Annotated in this window: 16 protein-coding genes; 14 read left to right on the plus strand and 2 right to left on the minus strand. The window is 74.2% G+C overall.

What is annotated here, in order from left to right; translation table 11 throughout:
* Window positions 1–41: 41 nt before the first annotated feature.
* Window positions 42–806, minus strand: coding sequence for a DUF2786 domain-containing protein (locus ABD160_RS28880; protein WP_344028387.1), 765 nt, complete (start codon window positions 804–806; stop codon window positions 42–44).
* A gap of 167 nt (window positions 807–973) precedes the next feature.
* Between ABD160_RS28880 and uvrC the strand changes: the two genes are divergently transcribed.
* Genes uvrC through whiA form a run of 4 tightly spaced genes read left to right on the plus strand, consistent with a single transcriptional unit; the run spans window position 974 to window position 5,905 of the window.
* A complete protein-coding gene (gene uvrC / locus ABD160_RS28885; protein ID WP_344028390.1) occupies window positions 974–2,977 on the plus strand; it encodes an excinuclease ABC subunit UvrC in 2,004 nt (667 codons plus the stop codon).
* The gene (gene rapZ / locus ABD160_RS28890) at window positions 2,974–3,885 is read left to right on the plus strand and encodes an RNase adapter RapZ (protein ID WP_344028393.1); all 912 of its coding nucleotides are present in this window, start codon (window positions 2,974–2,976) and stop codon (window positions 3,883–3,885) included. The genes uvrC and rapZ overlap by 4 nt, the downstream gene beginning before the upstream one ends.
* A gap of 17 nt (window positions 3,886–3,902) precedes the next feature.
* Window positions 3,903–4,925, plus strand: coding sequence for a gluconeogenesis factor YvcK family protein (locus ABD160_RS28895; protein WP_344028441.1), 1,023 nt, complete (start codon window positions 3,903–3,905; stop codon window positions 4,923–4,925).
* Window positions 4,916–5,905, plus strand: a complete 990-nt coding sequence (gene whiA, locus ABD160_RS28900; protein WP_085913887.1) for a DNA-binding protein WhiA — start codon at window positions 4,916–4,918, stop codon at window positions 5,903–5,905. Before ABD160_RS28895 ends, whiA begins: the two co-directional genes overlap by 10 nt.
* On the opposite strand, the gene ABD160_RS28905 is transcribed toward whiA, so the two are convergent.
* Window positions 5,871–6,113, minus strand: a complete 243-nt coding sequence (locus ABD160_RS28905; protein WP_344028396.1) for a hypothetical protein — start codon at window positions 6,111–6,113, stop codon at window positions 5,871–5,873. The genes whiA and ABD160_RS28905 overlap by 35 nt on opposite strands.
* Window positions 6,114–6,595: 482 nt before the next feature.
* Here ABD160_RS28905 and ABD160_RS28910 point away from each other — a divergent pair, with 482 nt between their 5' ends.
* The 10 genes from ABD160_RS28910 (at window position 6,596) to ABD160_RS28955 (ending at window position 15,412) form a co-directional block, all read left to right on the plus strand.
* Window positions 6,596–7,369: a hypothetical protein gene (locus ABD160_RS28910; protein WP_344028399.1), complete on the plus strand. Its 774-nt coding sequence runs from the start codon at window positions 6,596–6,598 to the stop codon at window positions 7,367–7,369.
* Between the two features lie 233 nt (window positions 7,370–7,602).
* Window positions 7,603–8,616: a type I glyceraldehyde-3-phosphate dehydrogenase gene (gene gap / locus ABD160_RS28915; RefSeq protein WP_344028402.1), complete on the plus strand. Its 1,014-nt coding sequence runs from the start codon at window positions 7,603–7,605 to the stop codon at window positions 8,614–8,616.
* Window positions 8,613–9,809 (plus strand): phosphoglycerate kinase, encoded by a 1,197-nt coding sequence (locus ABD160_RS28920; RefSeq protein WP_344028404.1) that lies wholly within the window; start codon window positions 8,613–8,615, stop codon window positions 9,807–9,809. Before gap ends, ABD160_RS28920 begins: the two co-directional genes overlap by 4 nt.
* Window positions 9,806–10,591 (plus strand): triose-phosphate isomerase, encoded by a 786-nt coding sequence (gene tpiA, locus ABD160_RS28925; RefSeq protein WP_344028406.1) that lies wholly within the window; start codon window positions 9,806–9,808, stop codon window positions 10,589–10,591. The genes ABD160_RS28920 and tpiA overlap by 4 nt, the downstream gene beginning before the upstream one ends.
* 146 nt (window positions 10,592–10,737) lie before the next feature.
* Complete coding sequence (gene secG / locus ABD160_RS28930; RefSeq protein WP_344028409.1) at window positions 10,738–10,971, plus strand: preprotein translocase subunit SecG; 234 nt, start codon at window positions 10,738–10,740, stop codon at window positions 10,969–10,971.
* 31 nt (window positions 10,972–11,002) lie between these two features.
* The gene (locus tag ABD160_RS28935; protein ID WP_344028412.1) at window positions 11,003–11,344 is read left to right on the plus strand and encodes an RNA polymerase-binding protein RbpA; all 342 of its coding nucleotides are present in this window, start codon (window positions 11,003–11,005) and stop codon (window positions 11,342–11,344) included.
* A gap of 56 nt (window positions 11,345–11,400) precedes the next feature.
* Window positions 11,401–12,195, plus strand: a complete 795-nt coding sequence (locus ABD160_RS28940) for a class I SAM-dependent methyltransferase (protein WP_344028415.1) — start codon at window positions 11,401–11,403, stop codon at window positions 12,193–12,195.
* A 32-nt stretch (window positions 12,196–12,227) separates the two neighbouring features.
* Window positions 12,228–13,487: a TrpB-like pyridoxal phosphate-dependent enzyme gene (locus ABD160_RS28945; protein WP_344028417.1), complete on the plus strand. Its 1,260-nt coding sequence runs from the start codon at window positions 12,228–12,230 to the stop codon at window positions 13,485–13,487.
* Between the two features lie 276 nt (window positions 13,488–13,763).
* A complete protein-coding gene (locus ABD160_RS28950) occupies window positions 13,764–15,077 on the plus strand; it encodes an ammonium transporter (RefSeq protein WP_425563680.1) in 1,314 nt (437 codons plus the stop codon).
* On the plus strand, window positions 15,074–15,412 hold the full coding sequence (locus ABD160_RS28955) for a P-II family nitrogen regulator (protein ID WP_344028422.1): 339 nt from the start codon (window positions 15,074–15,076) through the stop codon (window positions 15,410–15,412). The genes ABD160_RS28950 and ABD160_RS28955 overlap by 4 nt, the downstream gene beginning before the upstream one ends.
* Window positions 15,413–15,514 lie beyond the last annotated feature (102 nt).

The raw sequence follows: 15,514 nt of genomic DNA on the forward strand, positions 1-15,514 counted from the left end.
GGTCCGGGTCCGGGGCCGGGCAGGTCCGGCGCCCGGCCGGCTCAGCCGCCGATCGCCCGGGCCCGGCCCCGCCGGCCGAGCCGGGTGCCGCCCAGATCGGCCCGGTCCGCGGCCTCGGCGCCGCTGCGGTAGCCCGATCCGGACACCTGCGGGGGCCGGGCGCGGCGCAGGCCGGAGTACTCCTCGGAGTAGGCGCGCGCCACCCGGTCGCCCCGGTCGGCCAGCACCAGCGCGGCGGAGGTGGCACCGTCGCCCGCGGCGTCGCTCTCGCCGACGGCGGCCCGCTCCGCCTCGCACAGCCGCTCGTGCACCCGGGCGGCGAAGCCGTAGATCCAGGAGCGCCGGTAGGCGGCGACCGACTCGCCCGGATCGGGCGGCCGGATCCGGTTCACCTGGGTGAACGCCTGCAGCAGCAGCGAGGTGTAGAGCAGCTCCACCCGCTCCCGGTCGGACGCGAAGCCGAACACGGTGACCGCGGCGACCTTGCCGCCGCGGGAGTCGTGCAGCACCCACCGGCAGCGCAGCGCCGCCGCCGTCCACCCCAGCAGCCGGGCCTTCGCCGCGCTGTACGGGTCGTCGACCGCGATCCGGACGCCGCCGATCGGATCGTGGCCCGGTGGCCCGGTGGCGGCCAGGACCGCTTCGTCGACCCCGTGCCGGGCCATCAGCTCGACGGCCTTGTCGGTGTAGATCTGCGCCTCGGCCGCCGTGCCGGCCCGCTCCGCCTTCGCCAGCAGCTTGCGGATCCGGTCCAGCCGGGCCTCCTGCAGCGCGGGACCGCCGGGGGTGTCGTGCGTGGTGCTCACGGTGCTCCTCCTCGGGGCAGGACGTCGAACTCGTGTTCGACACGAGGTCTACCGCAGGGGACCGACGGTTTCCGGTCACCGACACGTCACTACACCCCGTCCGGGGGGTCCGCGGGGGCCGGGTGCGGCCCGCGGTGTCGGGGGTCGCAACTATCCTGGACGGCACCATGGCCGACCCGAGCAGCTACCGTCCGGCGTCCGGGACGATCCCGGAGTCGCCGGGGGTCTACCGCTTCTCGGACCCGCGTGGCCGGGTGATCTACGTCGGCAAGGCCAAGAGCCTGCGGCAGCGGCTGAACTCCTACTTCGCCGATCTGGCCGGGCTGCACCCGCGCACCCGGCAGATGGTGACGACCGCCGCGAAGGTGGAGTGGACGGTCGTCGGCACCGAGGTCGAGGCGCTCCAGCTCGAGTACAACTGGATCAAGGAGTACGACCCGCGGTTCAACGTCCGCTACCGCGACGACAAGACCTACCCGGTGCTCGCCGTCACGATGAACGAGGAGTACCCGCGGCTGCACGTCTACCGCGGCCCGCGCCGCCGCGGCGTGCGCTACTTCGGCCCGTACGCGCACGCCTGGGCGATCCGGGAGACGCTCGACCTGCTGCTGCGGGTCTTCCCGGCCCGGACCTGCTCGGCCGGGGTGTTCAAGCGGCACGGCCAGATCGGCAGGCCCTGCCTGCTCGGCTACATCGACAAGTGCTCCGCCCCGTGCGTCGGGAAGGTCAGCGCGGACGAGCACCGCGAGATCGTCGAGGGCTTCTCCGACTTCCTCTCCGGCCGGACCGACCGGATGGTGCGCCGGCTCGAACGCGAGATGGCCGAGGCCTCGGAGAACCTGGAGTTCGAGCGCGCCGCCCGGCTGCGCGACGATCTCGGCGCGCTGCGCCGCGCCCTGGAGAAGCAGGCCGTGGTGCTCGGCGACGGCACCGACGCCGATGTCGTCGCCTTCGCCGAGGACGAGCTGGAGGCCGCCGTCCAGGTCTTCCACGTGCGCGGCGGCCGGGTCCGCGGCCAGCGCGGCTGGGTGATCGACAAGGTCGAGCCGACCGACACCGAGCAGCTCGTCGAGCGGTTCGTCTCGCAGTTCTACGGCGAGCAGCACGCGCTCGCCGGGGCCGCCGACGACGCCGCCCAGCCGGTCCCGCGGGAGATCCTGGTGCCGGTGCTGCCCGCCGAGGCCGGCGCGCTGGAGCGGTGGCTGACCGGCCTGCGCGGCTCCCGGGTGCAGCTGCGGGTGCCGCAGCGCGGCGACAAGAAGGCGCTCGCCGAGACCGTCGCCCGGAACGCGAAGGAGGCGTTCACCCAGCACCGGCTGCGCCGGGCCGGGGACCTGACCGCCCGCTCGGCGGCGCTGCAGGAGCTCCAGGAGAACCTCGGCCTCGACCAGGCGCCGCTGCGGATCGAGTGCGTGGACGTGAGCCACGTGCAGGGCACGAACGTCGTCGCCTCGCTGGTCGTCTTCGAGGACGGCCTGGCCCGCAAGTCCGAGTACCGCCGCTTCGAGATCCGGGACGGGGCCGCCGCCGGGCACAGCGACGTCGCGGCGATCGCCGAGGTGGTGCGCCGCCGGTTCCGCCGCTACCTGGCCGAGACCGCGGGGGACACCGCCCCCGCCGGGTCCGGCGAGGTGCCGCCGGAGGACACCGTCCGGACCGGGATCGACCCGGAGACCGGGCGGCCGCGGAAGTTCGCCTACCCGCCGAACCTGCTCGTCGTCGACGGCGGGAAGCCGCAGGTCGACGCGGCCGCCGCCGAGCTCGCCGCGCTGGGCGTCACCGACGTCGCGGTCTGCGGGCTGGCGAAGCGGCTCGAGGAGGTCTGGCTGCCGGACGAGGACGACCCGGTCATCCTGTCCCGGACGAGTGAAGGTCTGTACCTCCTCCAGCGGGTCCGTGACGAGGCGCACCGGTTTGCCATCACCTATCACCGGCAGCGTCGTTCCCAGGGCATGACCGCGTCCGAGCTGGACGGGGTGCCCGGCCTCGGGCCGGCCCGCAAGCAGGCGCTGATGAAGCACTTCGGGTCGGTGCGCAAGCTGCGCGCCGCCGGGATCGAGGAGATCGCCGGGCTGCCCGGTTTCGGGCGGCGCACCGCGGAGACCGTGGTGTCGGCGCTGCACGGCGGTAACGGGCCCGGCCCGACGACCGAGGGGGAGGAACAGCGATGACGGGGGCGGCCGACGTGGTGGACCAGGCACCGGACGGTGGTCCGGGCATCGAGGTGGCGGTGGTCAGCGGGCTGTCCGGCGCCGGCCGCAGCACCGCGGCGAAGGTACTGGAGGACCTCGGCTGGTTCGTCGTCGACAACCTGCCGCCGGAGCTGATCGCGACGATGGTCGACCTGGGCTCGCGGGCCCGCGGCGACGTGACCCGGATCGCGGTCGTGATGGACGTGCGCTCGCGCGCCTTCACCGACGACCTCGGTGCGGTGATCAAGGATCTGGACAGCCGGGGCTACCGCCCGAAGCTGCTGTTCCTGGAGGCGTCCGACGCGGTGCTGGTCCGCCGGTTCGAGCAGAACCGCCGCTCGCACCCGCTGCAGGGCGCCGGCCGGATCACCGACGGCCTGAACGCCGAGCGCGAGGTGCTGCGCCCGCTGCGCGAGGACGCCGATCTCGTCGTCGACACCTCCACCCTGTCGGTGCACGACCTGCGGGCCCGGATCGAGGGCTCGTTCGCCGCCGAGGGCACGCACTCCGCGACCCGGATCACCGTGCTGTCGTTCGGCTACAAGTACGGCCTGCCGCTGGACTCCGATCTCGTCGTCGACGTGCGGTTCCTGCCCAACCCGCACTGGATCCCGGAGCTGCGCGAGCACACCGGCCGGGACCGCGAGGTCAGCGACTACGTGCTGTCCCAGGAGGGCGCCGAGGAGTTCGTCGAGCGCTACCTGGACCTGCTGGACCTGGTCGGCGCCGGGTACCGGCGGGAGGGCAAGCGCTACCTGACGGTCGCCGTCGGCTGCACCGGCGGGAAGCACCGCTCGGTGGCGATCTCGGAGGAGATCGGCCGCCGGCTGGCCGGCCGGGACGGCGTCCAGGTCAACGTCGAGCACCGCGACATGGGGCGCGAGTGAGCGGAGCGCAGGAGGGTCTGCGGGTCGTCGCGCTCGGCGGCGGGCACGGCCTGCACGCCACGCTCAGCGCGCTGCGCCGGTGCCCCGACGTCGCCGACGTCACCGCGGTGGTCACCGTCGCCGACGACGGCGGGTCGTCCGGCAGGCTGCGCCGCGAGCTCGGCCTGCTGCCGCCGGGCGACCTGCGGATGGCGCTCGCCGCGCTGGCCGCCGACGACGCCGACGGCCGGTTCTGGTCCGGGCTGGTCCAGCACCGCTTCGGCGGGACCGGCGCGCTGGCCGGGCACGCCGTCGGCAACCTGCTGCTGGCGGCGCTGCTGGAACGCGACGGCGATCCGGTGCGCGCGCTGGACGCGCTCGGCGGGCTGCTCGGCTGCGCCGGGCGGGTGCTGCCGATGGCCCGGGTGCCGCTGGACATCGAGGCCGAGGTCGAGCTGGACGGCGTCGACGGCCCGCACCTGATCCGCGGCCAGGTCGCGGTCGCGTCGACGCCCGGCCGGGTGCGCCGGGTCTGGTTGCTGCCGGAGGACCCGCCGGCCTGCGACGAGGCCGTCCGCGCGGTGCTCGCCGCCGACGCCGTGCTGCTCGGCCCCGGATCGTGGTTCACCAGCGTGCTGCCGCACCTGCTGGTCCCCGGCCTGCGCGACGCGCTGCTGCGGACCGCCGCGGCCCGGATCGTGCTGCTCAACCTCAGTCCCGAGCCGGGGGAGACCGCCGGTTTCTCGCCGGAGCAGCACCTTGAAGTACTGTCCGGTCACGCGCCCGAGTTGCGGGCGCATGCCGTCCTGGCGGACATCGGGTCGGTGAGCCTTCCGGAGCGGCTGCACGCGGCCGCATCCGACCTGCTGGTCCCGGGCGGGCGGGTCTGGCTCGCGGACGTCGCCGACGTCCGCGCGGCCACCCCGCGGCACGATCCGGACGCCCTCGCGGGCGCCCTGCTCGACGTGTTCCGCGCCGCCGTACCGGCGGCCGGGACCGGCGGCGGGGACGGGACACAACAGCACAGCCCGCAGCGCGGAAGGAGCCCGCAATGGCCATGACCGCCACGGTGAAGGACGAGCTGAGCCGGCTCACCGTCACCAAGCAGTCGTCACGGCGTGCCGAGGTGGCCTCGTTGCTGCGGTTCGCCGGCGGGCTGCACATCGTGGGCGGCCGCGTGGTGATCGAGGCCGAGGTCGACACCGGCTCGGTCGCCCGGCGGCTGCGGCGCGAGATCCACGAGCTCTACGGGCACACCGCGGACGCGCACGTGATCACCGCGGGCGGCCTGCGCCGCGGCGCGCGGTACGTGATCCGGGTGATCCGCGACGGCGAGGGCCTGGCCCGCCAGACCGGGCTGCTGGACAACCGCGGCCGCCCGGTGCGCGGGCTCCCGCCGCCGGTCGTCTCCGGGGACCTGTCCGACGCCGAGGCGGCCTGGCGGGGCGCCTTCCTGGCGCACGGCTCGCTGACCGAGCCGGGCCGCAGCTCCGCGCTGGAGGTGACCTGCCCGGGGCCGGAGGCGGCGCTGGCGCTGGTCGGCGCGGCGCGCCGGCTGGGGGTCGCGGCGAAGGCCCGCGAGGTGCGCGGCGCGGACCGGGTCGTGGTCCGCGACGGGGACGCGATCGGTGCGCTGCTGACCAGGATGGGCGCCCACCAGAGCGTGCTCTCCTGGGAGGAGCGGCGGATGCGCCGCGAGGTCCGGGCGACCGCGAACCGGCTCGCGAACTTCGACGACGCCAACCTGCGCCGGTCCGCGCGGGCGGCGGTCGCCGCCGCGGCCCGGGTGTCGCGCGCCCTGGAGATCCTCGGCGACGAGGTGCCCGACCACCTGCGGGCGGCCGGGCGGCTGCGCGCCGAGCACACCCAGGCGTCGCTGGAGGAGCTGGGCCAGCTCGCGGACCCGCCGATGACCAAGGACGCGGTGGCCGGCCGGATCCGGCGGCTGCTGCAGACCGCCGACAAGAAGGCCGCGGAGCTGGGGATCCCGGACACCGAGTCGGCGGTCACCGCCGAGATGCTGGAGGAGGAGAACGGCTGATCGCCGTGCCGGTGCGCAGGGCCGCGAGCCGCGCCGCGGGGAAGCCGAGGTCGATCGTCCACGGCCCGCACGGGACCCCGAGGATCCAGCCGCCGATCCGTGCGTCGCGCAGGGCCGCGACCAGCAACCGCTCGGCCGCCGAGGCCGCGCCGTCCGAGGCGGCGGTGGGCAGCGCCGTCGCCCGCCGCGCCCCGGGCCGCCCGACCATCCGGCAGTAGGCGGCGTACAGCGCCTCGGGGGAGAGGGAACGCTGCAGCGCCCGGTCGAGCAGGGTCGGCCCGCCGGCTCCAGCAGGGTCGACGCGCGGGAGGTCACCGCGACCCCGCGCACGATCTCCCGGTCCTGCGCCGCGACGTCGCGGCGCCGTACCCGCACCCCGGTCCGCGGGCGTACCCCGGAGCTGCGGGGGACGGTGACCTCCACGACCGGGATCGGGCGATCGACGTCGCCGTGCCACCGGGCGGCGGCCGCTCCGCTGACGACGGCGGCCGGCCCCGCGTGCAGTGCCGCCGCACGGACCCGTCCGGCCGGGGTCAGCGGGTGCCCGGCGGCGAGGAAGACCGGGGGACGGACCCGCGACCAGCCGTGCTCCCGGACCCGGCGCCAGAGCGCGTCGGTGGACGGCCCGCACCACCACGGTGATCACACCCCGTCACGGGAGGGCTGCGGGGGGTCGGGCATGATGCCGCCGTGACGAACCCGGGTTCCACTCTCCTCGCCGTTCATCTCGATCGATCCAGCATGCTGCGGCCGCTGCTCCCCGCACTCCGCGCCGGACTCGCCGACCTGCTCCGTGCCCAGGCCGGGCCGGACGAGCCGGAGGTCGTGCTGTCGACCGGGAACGACCTGACCCGTTCCCTCGCCGACGGCTCGCACCCGCCGGCCGTCCCGGTGCCCGCGCAGGAGGCGCTCGCGGCGCTGCCCGCGAAGCTGCGCGCGCTCGACGGGCCCGACCTGCGCACCGGCGCCCACCGGCTGCTCGACGCCGTCGGCGACGAGCTCGCCGCCCGCCCCGAGGGGGACCGGCCCGGGCGGGTCGTCGTCCTGCTCGTCGGGGAGGCCGCGGTCGGCGACACCGCCGCGGTCCGCGAGCGCATCGCCCACCAGCAGGCCGCCTACGCCTGGGAGTTCGTGCTGGTGGACGTCACCGCGGCCGGGGTGCCGGCCGGCCCGGCGGAGGAGCCGGACGCCGCCGCGGGGGAGGGCTCGGCCGTCGCCGTCAAGCAGCGCGCCGGTGGGCCCGCCGCGGCCGCCCGGTTCGGGATCCCGGCGACCGCGACGATCACCGCGGGTCCCGGCCGGGAGGGGATCACCGCCGCGCTGACCGCCGCGGCCTCGTTCGTGGGCAGGGCCAGGGCCGCCGCCCCGCGCGAGCCCGTCGAGGGCTTCACCGACGACGAGCGCGCCGCCGCCGATGCGCCCGACACCCGTCCCGGCTGGAAGAAGTTCCTGCGCATCGCCTGACCCCGTCCGCGATCCGTACCCGATCGGGTCCGGGTACGGATCGCGGCGCAGGTCACCGGGTACGCGGGGTTCGGGGCGGGCGGTCCGCCGATAGGGTGGTCGCCGAGCACGGGAGGCGGTGCTCCCCGACGGGGGAGAGCGCCGTGACCGACCTGCCGCCCCGCCGCCGGGACCCGGCGCGCCGGGGACTGGGACACCCAGACGACAGCGCACGACGAGCCCATGGAGGCACTGTGACGGTCCGCGTAGGAGTCAACGGCTTCGGCCGCATCGGCCGGAACTTCTGGCGGGCGGTGGACGCCCAGCGCGCCGCCGGCACCACGGACATCGAGATCGTCGCGGTGAACGACATCACCGACAACGCGACGCTCGCGCACCTGCTGAAGTACGACTCGATCCTCGGCAGGCTGCCCTACGAGGTCGGCACCTCGGGCGACGAGATCGTCGTCGACGGCAAGGGTTTCAAGGGGCTCGCCGTGCGCGACCCCGGCGAGCTGCCCTGGAAGGACCTGGGCGTCGACGTCGTCGTCGAGTCGACCGGTCTGTTCACCAAGCGCGACGCCGCGTCCAAGCACCTCGACGCCGGCGCGAAGAAGGTCGTCATCTCGGCCCCGGCGACCGGTGAGGACCTCACCATCGTCAAGGGCGTCAACGACGGCGACTACGACGGCTCGCAGAACATCGTCTCGAACGCGTCCTGCACCACGAACTGCCTGGCGCCGCTGGCGAAGGTCCTCGACGACCTGCTCGGGATCGAGAAGGGTCTGATGACCACGATCCACGCCTACACCGCCGACCAGAACCTGCAGGACGGCCCGCACAAGGACCTGCGCCGGGCCCGCGCCGCCGCGCTGAACATCGTCCCCACCTCGACCGGTGCGGCGAAGGCGATCTCGCTGGTCCTGCCGCACCTCAAGGGCAAGCTCGACGGCTACGCGCTGCGGGTGCCGATCCCCACCGGCTCGGCCACCGACCTGACCGTCGAGGTCCGCAAGGAGGCGAGCGCCGAGGAGATCAACGCGGCGTTCAAGGCGGCCGCCGAGGGCCCGCTGAAGGGCATCCTGAAGTACACCGAGGACCCGATCGTCTCCTCCGACATCGTCACCGACCCGCACTCGACGATCTTCGACTCGGGCCTGACCAAGGTCATCGGGAACCAGGTCAAGGTGGTCGGCTGGTACGACAACGAGTGGGGCTACTCGAACCGCCTCGTCGACATCGCCGGGCTGGTGGCGTCGAAGCTGTGAGGACCCTCGACGACCTCCTGAACGAGGGGGAGGGCGTGCAGGGCCGGACCGTGCTGGTGCGGTCCGATCTCAACGTTCCCCTCGACGACGACCGGAACATCACCGACGACGGCCGCATCCGCGCCTCGGTGCCGACGATCTCGGCGCTGTCCGGGGCCGGGGCGCTGGTCGTGGTGACCGCGCACCTGGGCCGGCCGAAGAACGGCCCGGACGAGAAGCTCTCGCTGGCCCCGGTCGCCGACCGGCTCGGTGAGCTGCTCGGCGCGCCGGTCCGGCTGGTGGAGCTCGGGAAGCCGCTGCCGAGCATGGCCGCGGGCGACGTCGTGCTGCTGGAGAACATCCGGTTCGACGCCCGGGAGACCGCCAAGGACGACGCCGAGCGCGCCGCGTTCGCCGACGAGCTGGCCGCCCTGGTGGGCGACGACGCCGCGTTCGTCTCGGACGGCTTCGGCGTGGTGCACCGCAAGCAGGCGTCGGTGTACGACGTCGCGCAGCGGCTCGATCCCTACGCGGGCGGCCTGGTGCTGTCCGAGGTCGAGGTCCTGCGGACCCTGACCGGGGATCCGGAGCGGCCGTACGCGGTCGTGCTCGGCGGCTCGAAGGTCTCCGACAAGCTGGCCGTGATCGAGGCGCTGCTGCCCGGCGTGGACACCCTGCTGGTCGGCGGCGGGATGTGCTTCACCTTCCTGGCCGCCCAGGGGCACGGCGTCGGGTCGTCGCTGCTGGAGGCCGACCAGGTCGGGACCTGCCGGACGCTGCTGGAGTCCGGAAAGATCGTCCTGCCGTCCGACGTGGTGGTCGCCGACGCGTTCTCCGCCGACGCCACCACCCGCACGGTGCCGGTCACCGGCATCGAGGACGGCTGGCTGGGCCTGGACATCGGCCCGGAGTCGGTCGCCGCGTTCGCCGACCGGATCGGCGCGGCGCGGACGATCTTCTGGAACGGCCCGATGGGCGTCTTCGAGCTGGCCCCGTTCGCCGACGGCACCCGCGGTGTGGCGCAGGCGATCGCGGACGCCACGGCGGGCGGTGCGTTCAGCGTCGTCGGCGGCGGTGACTCCGCGGCCGCGGTGCGCGCGCTGGGCATCCCCGAGGACGGCTTCTCGCACATCTCCACCGGCGGGGGTGCCTCGCTCGAGTTCCTCGAGGGCGCCACCCTCCCCGGCGTCGCGGTACTGGAGGGTGACGCATGACCCGTAAGCCGTTCATCGCCGGCAACTGGAAGATGAACCTCAACCACCTCGAGGCGATCGCGGTGGTGCAGAAGCTCGCCTTCGCGCTGCCCGAGAAGTACTTCGACCGGGTCGAGGTGGCGGTGCTGCCGCCGTTCACCGACATCCGCAGCGTGCAGACGCTGATCGACGGCGACAAGCTGAGCGTGGTGCACGGGGCGCAGGACCTGTCCCCGCACGACTCGGGCGCCTACACCGGCGACGTGTCCGGCGCGATGCTGGCGAAGCTGGGCTGCCGCTACGTGGTGGTCGGGCACTCCGAGCGCCGGGAGGTCCACGGCGAGGACGACGCCGTCGTCAACTCGAAGGTGCTGGCCGCGCTGCGGCACGGGATCACCCCGATCCTGTGCGTCGGCGAGGGCCTGGACGTCCGCGAGGCCGGCGAGCACGTGCAGCACTGCACCGACCAGCTGCGCGGCGCGCTCAAGGGGGTCACCGCCGAGCAGGCGGCCACCCTGGTGCTCGCCTACGAGCCGGTCTGGGCGATCGGCACCGGCCGGGTGGCCGGCGCGTCGGACGCCCAGGAGGTCTGCGCGGCGCTGCGGGGGACGCTGACCGAGCTGTACGGGCCGGAGGTCTCCCGCGCCGTGCGGATCCTCTACGGCGGTTCGGTGAAGTCGTCGAACGTGGCGGAGATCGTCGGCCAGGCCGACGTGGACGGCGCCCTCGTCGGCGGCGCCAGCCTGGACGCCGAGGAGTTCGCGAAGCTGTCCGCGATCGCGGCCGGCGGTCCGCTGCCCTAGGCAGGTCCGTCCGCACAGCCGTGGAGCCGTGGCCGCCGGGTGCGGGGCCACGGCTCCACGCGTTCCCGGCCACCCCGGCCGGAGGGCCCCCGCAGCGTGCGGAGTATCCTCGGCCACTCCGGCGAGCGACCAGGATTGGGAAGCGCGTGATCCTGACACTGCAGATCATCCTCATCGTGACCAGCCTTCTGCTGATCGCGCTGATCCTGCTGCAGCGCAGCAAGGGTGGGGGTCTGACCAGCCTCTTCGGCGGCGGCGTGCAGTCGAGCCTGTCCGGCTCCGCGGCCGCCGACCGCAACATGGCTCGTTACACCATCTTCGTCGGAATGATCTGGGCGATCGCCGTCGTCGGCAACGGCCTGATGCTGGCGAACGTCTGACCGTCGCGGCGAGGGAGAGGGGACGAGGGAGATGGCTGGCGGCAACGCGATCCGCGGCACCCGGGTGGGGGCCGGTCCGATGGGCGAGTCCGAGCGGGGCGAGAGTGCCGCCCGTGAACGGATCCCCTTCTACTGTGTGAACGGCCACGTCAACAACACCTGGTTCGCCGCGGAGGCCGAGGTCCCCGAGACCTGGGACTGCCCCCGCTGCGGGCTGCCCGGCGGCCGGGACTCGGCGAACCCGCCGGCCGCCCCGCGCACCGAGCCGTACAAGACGCACCTCGCGTACGTGAAGGAACGGCGCAGCGACGCCGACGGTGAGGCCATCCTCGAGGAGGCCCTCGGTCGGCTGCGGGCGTCCCGGGAGCTCTGATCGGGCTCCCCGGGCCGCGCGGGCTCGTCCGGCGGGCCCGCCGGCGCGCCGGGCGGGTGCTCGACGACGCGCTGGCCCGGCACACCGCGAACCAGACGGCGACCCTGCGGTCCGAGCTGGCGCTGCTGCGCGAGGAGCTGGACGGCCGGGTCCGCACCGAGGTCGACCGGGTCGTCGCCGAGCTGCGCGCGGTCGAGATCCGGGACCGCCGGGACACGATCGCGGCGGGGGAGCGGGAGGCCGTCGCGAGCAGCGCCCGGTTCGCCCGGGAGCACCTCGCCGACGCGGTGCCGCTGCCGAACCCGCAGGCCACCCTGGAGCACGCGCTCCGGGCCGCTCCGACCGGCGGGATTGCGCTGGAGTTCGGCGTGTACCGCGGCGGCACCCTGCGCACCATCGCCGAGCACCGCGGCGACGGCCGGGTGCACGGTTTCGACACCTTCACCGGCCTGCCGCAGACCTGGCGCCAGGGCTTCCCGGCCGGCGCGTTCGGCGACGTCGGCGAGCTCCCGCGGGTACCCGGCGCCGAGCTGGTGCCCGGGCTGTTCGAGGACACCCTCGACGGGTTCCTGGCGACGCATCCCGGCCCGGTCGACTTCCTGCACGTCGACTCCGACCTCTACTCGTCCGCGGTCACCGTGCTGGCCGGGGTCGGCCCGCGGTTGCGCCGCGGCAGCATCGTGCTGTTCGACGAGTTCTTCAACTTCCCGCAGTGGCAGCGCGACGAGGCCCGAGCCTGGTGGGAGTACGCCGCCGCACACGGCGTCGGCTACAGCTACCTCTGCTACACCTACGACAACGAGCAGGTCGCCGTCCGGATCGACGAGCCGGGCGGACCGCCCCCCTCGTGATCCCGGGCACGTTCGGGATAGATTCCGAGGTCATGACCCGCTGGACGCTGCCTCCGGAACAGATCCCCTCGGCCTGGTTCAACGTCGTTCCGCACCTGCCGAGCCCGGTGCAGCCGCCGTTGCACCCGGGGACGCGGGAGCCGGTCGGCCCGGCCGACCTGGCGCCGCTGTTCCCGATGTCGCTGATCGAGCAGGAGGTCAGCGCCGAACCGTGGATCGACGTGCCGGGCGAGGTGCTCGACATCCTGCGGCTGTGGCGGCCGACGCCGCTGCAGCGGGCGGTCCGGCTGGAGCAGGCGCTGGGCACCCCGGCGCGCATCTACTTCAAGGACGAATCGGTCTCCCCGGCCGGCAGCCACAAGCCGAACGCCGCGGTGCCGCAGGCGTTCTACAACGCCCGCGAGGGCATCCGGCGGCTCACCACCGAGACCGGCGCCGGCCAGTGGGGCACCTCGCTGGCGTTCGCCGCGGCCCAGTTCGACCTGGAGCTGAAGGTCTACATGGTGCGGGCGTCGTTCGGGCAGAAGCCCTACCGGCGGATCGCCATCGAGACCTGGGGCGGCGAGGTGGTCCCGAGCCCGGTCGACGAGCCGGACCACCCGGGCTCGCTGGGTGCGGCGATCTCGGACGCGGTGCGGGACTGCGTCGGCCGCGACGACACCCACTACGCGCTCGGGTCGGTGCTCAACCACGTGCTGCTGCACCAGACCGTGGTCGGGCTGGAGGCGCGCGAGCAGCTGGGGCTGGCCGGCGAGACGCTGCCGGACGTCGTGATCGGGTCCTGCGGGGGCGGCTCGAACCTGGGCGGCATCACCTTCCCGTTCGTGCCGGACGAGAGCGTGCGGCTGCTCGCCGTCGAGCCGCTGTCCTGCCCGACGCTGACCCAGGGCCGCTACGACTACGACTTCGGTGACACCGCGGGCCTGACCCCGCTGATGCCGATGTACACCCTCGGCCACGACTTCGTGCCACCGTCGATCCATGCGGGCGGCCTGCGCTACCACGGCGACTCGCCGCTGGTGTCGTCGCTGGTGAAGGACGGCCGGATGGAGGCGGCGGCGTACCCGCAGGGCAAGGTCTTCGAGGCGGCCGTGCAGTTCGCCCGGAGCGAGGGGAAGATCCCGGCCCCGGAGACCGGGCACGCGATCGCCGCCGCGATCGACGAGGCACTCGCCGCGAAGGAGACCGGGGAGGAGCGGGTCATCCTGTTCAACTACTCCGGGCACGGCTTCCTCGACCTGGCCGCGTACGACGACTACAACAACGGCCGGCTCGACGACGAGATGGGCTGATCCCACCGGTCCGTACCGCTGTGCCCGGAAGGGCCGGGCAGCGCGCCCCCTGTACCTCCTGTACCCCCTGTACCCCCTGTACCGCCTGCGCGGTCGGCGCGGTCGGCGCCCGCTGCGCCCGGTGCCGGGACCCGACACGCCCGGGAAACCGCGGACCGTTCCTCCCTGCAACACAGCGGGCGAAACATGCCACCTGGTCGGGGCGGACCGAACGGAGGACGGGTGGAACTCAATGCGGGAGACACGGCGTGGGTGCTGGTCAGCGCCGCGCTGGTGATGCTGATGACGCCGGGGCTGGCGTTCTTCTACGGCGGGATGACGCGCAGCAAGTCCGTGCTGAACATGCTGATGATGAACGTGATCTGCCTGGCGGTGGTGAGCGTTCTCTGGGCGCTGTACGGCTACAGCTGGGCGTTCGGCAACGACATCGGCGGCGGCCTGCTCGGCGGCGGCGAGTTCGCCGGGCTGGCGAACACGATCGGCCAGGCGGTCGGCGTCGGCACCGACACCGCGCCGTGGCCGGGGCCGGACGCGCTGCCCGCGCTCGCCTTCGTGATGTTCCAGCTGATGTTCGCGGTGATCACCCCGGCGCTGATCTCGGGCGCCGTCGCGGACCGCACGAAGTTCTGGGGCTGGACGGCGTTCGTCGTGCTGTGGGCCACGGTGGTGTACTTCCCGGTCGCGCACTGGGTGTTCGCGTTCGACGGCTTCACCGGCCCGGACAACGTCGGCGGCTGGATCGCGAACACCCTCGGCGCCGAGGACTTCGCCGGCGGGACCGCGGTGCACATCAACGCCGGCGCCGCGGCACTGGCACTGGCGATCGTGCTCGGGCGCAGGCGCGGCTGGCCGCGCGAACCGATGCGCCCGCACAACCTGCCGTTCGTGCTCCTCGGGATGGCGCTGCTGTGGTTCGGCTGGTTCGGGTTCAACGCCGGCTCGGCGCTGTCCGCCGGTGACCTCGCCGCCACCGCGTTCACCAACACCATGCTGGCGACCGCGACCGCGCTGATCGGCTGGCTGCTCGTCGAGCAGATCCGGGACGGGCGGCCCACCACGCTGGGCGCGGCGTCCGGCGCCGTCGCCGGGCTGGTCGCGATCACCCCGGCCTGCGGGTTCGTCCGGCCGGTCGGGGCGCTGGCGATCGGGCTGATCGCCGGTGCGGTGTGCGCGCTCGCCGTCGGGCTGAAGTACCGGTTCGGGCTCGACGACTCGCTCGACGTCGTCGGCGTCCACCTGGTCGGCGGGATCGTCGGGACCCTGCTGATCGGGTTCTTCGGCGACAACAGCGTCAACTCGGCGGCGGCCGGCGACAACGGCCTGTTCTACGGCGGCGGGCTGGTCCAGCTGGGCCGCCAGGCGCTCGCCGCCGGGGCGGTGCTCGCCTACTCGTTCGTGCTCGCGCTGCTGCTCGGCTACCTGGTGAAGGTGACCATCGGGTTCCGGGTGGACGGCGACGACGAGGTCACCGGCATCGACGAGACCGAGCACGCCGAGACCGCCTACGACTTCTCCACGCTGCGCGGCGGCACCGCGTCCGCGCGGCCGGCCGGGCAGGCCACCACCGCGCCACCGGTGGAGGCGTCGTGAAGCTGGTGACCGCGATCGTCCGGCCCTACGCGCTGGAGGACGTCCGGGGCGCGCTCGAACAGCTCGGCGTGCTGGGGATGACCATCGGCGAGGTCCGCGGCTACGGCAGGCAGAAGGGGCACACCGAGCTGTACCGGGGCGCCGAGTACGCGGTCGACCTGGTGCCGAAGATCCGGATCGACGCCGTGGTGCACGAGGAGCAGGTCGACCGGGTGGTCGGCGCGATCACCGAGGCGGCCCGCACCGGGAAGGTCGGCGACGGGAAGGTGTGGGTGCAGGCCGTCGAGACGGTCGTCCGGGTGCGGACCGGGGAACGGGGGGCGGACGCGGTGTGAGCGACGCGTGCCGGTCAGCCCTGCCGGCCGGCCCCGCCGGCCGCCCGGGCCCGGCGTCGCGCGGCGCGCGGGTCGGACAGCGCGCGGTCGACGGCGTCGGCG

This window comes from Pseudonocardia kongjuensis (genome assembly GCF_039526905.1).
Taxonomy (GTDB): domain Bacteria; phylum Actinomycetota; class Actinomycetes; order Mycobacteriales; family Pseudonocardiaceae; genus Pseudonocardia; species Pseudonocardia kongjuensis.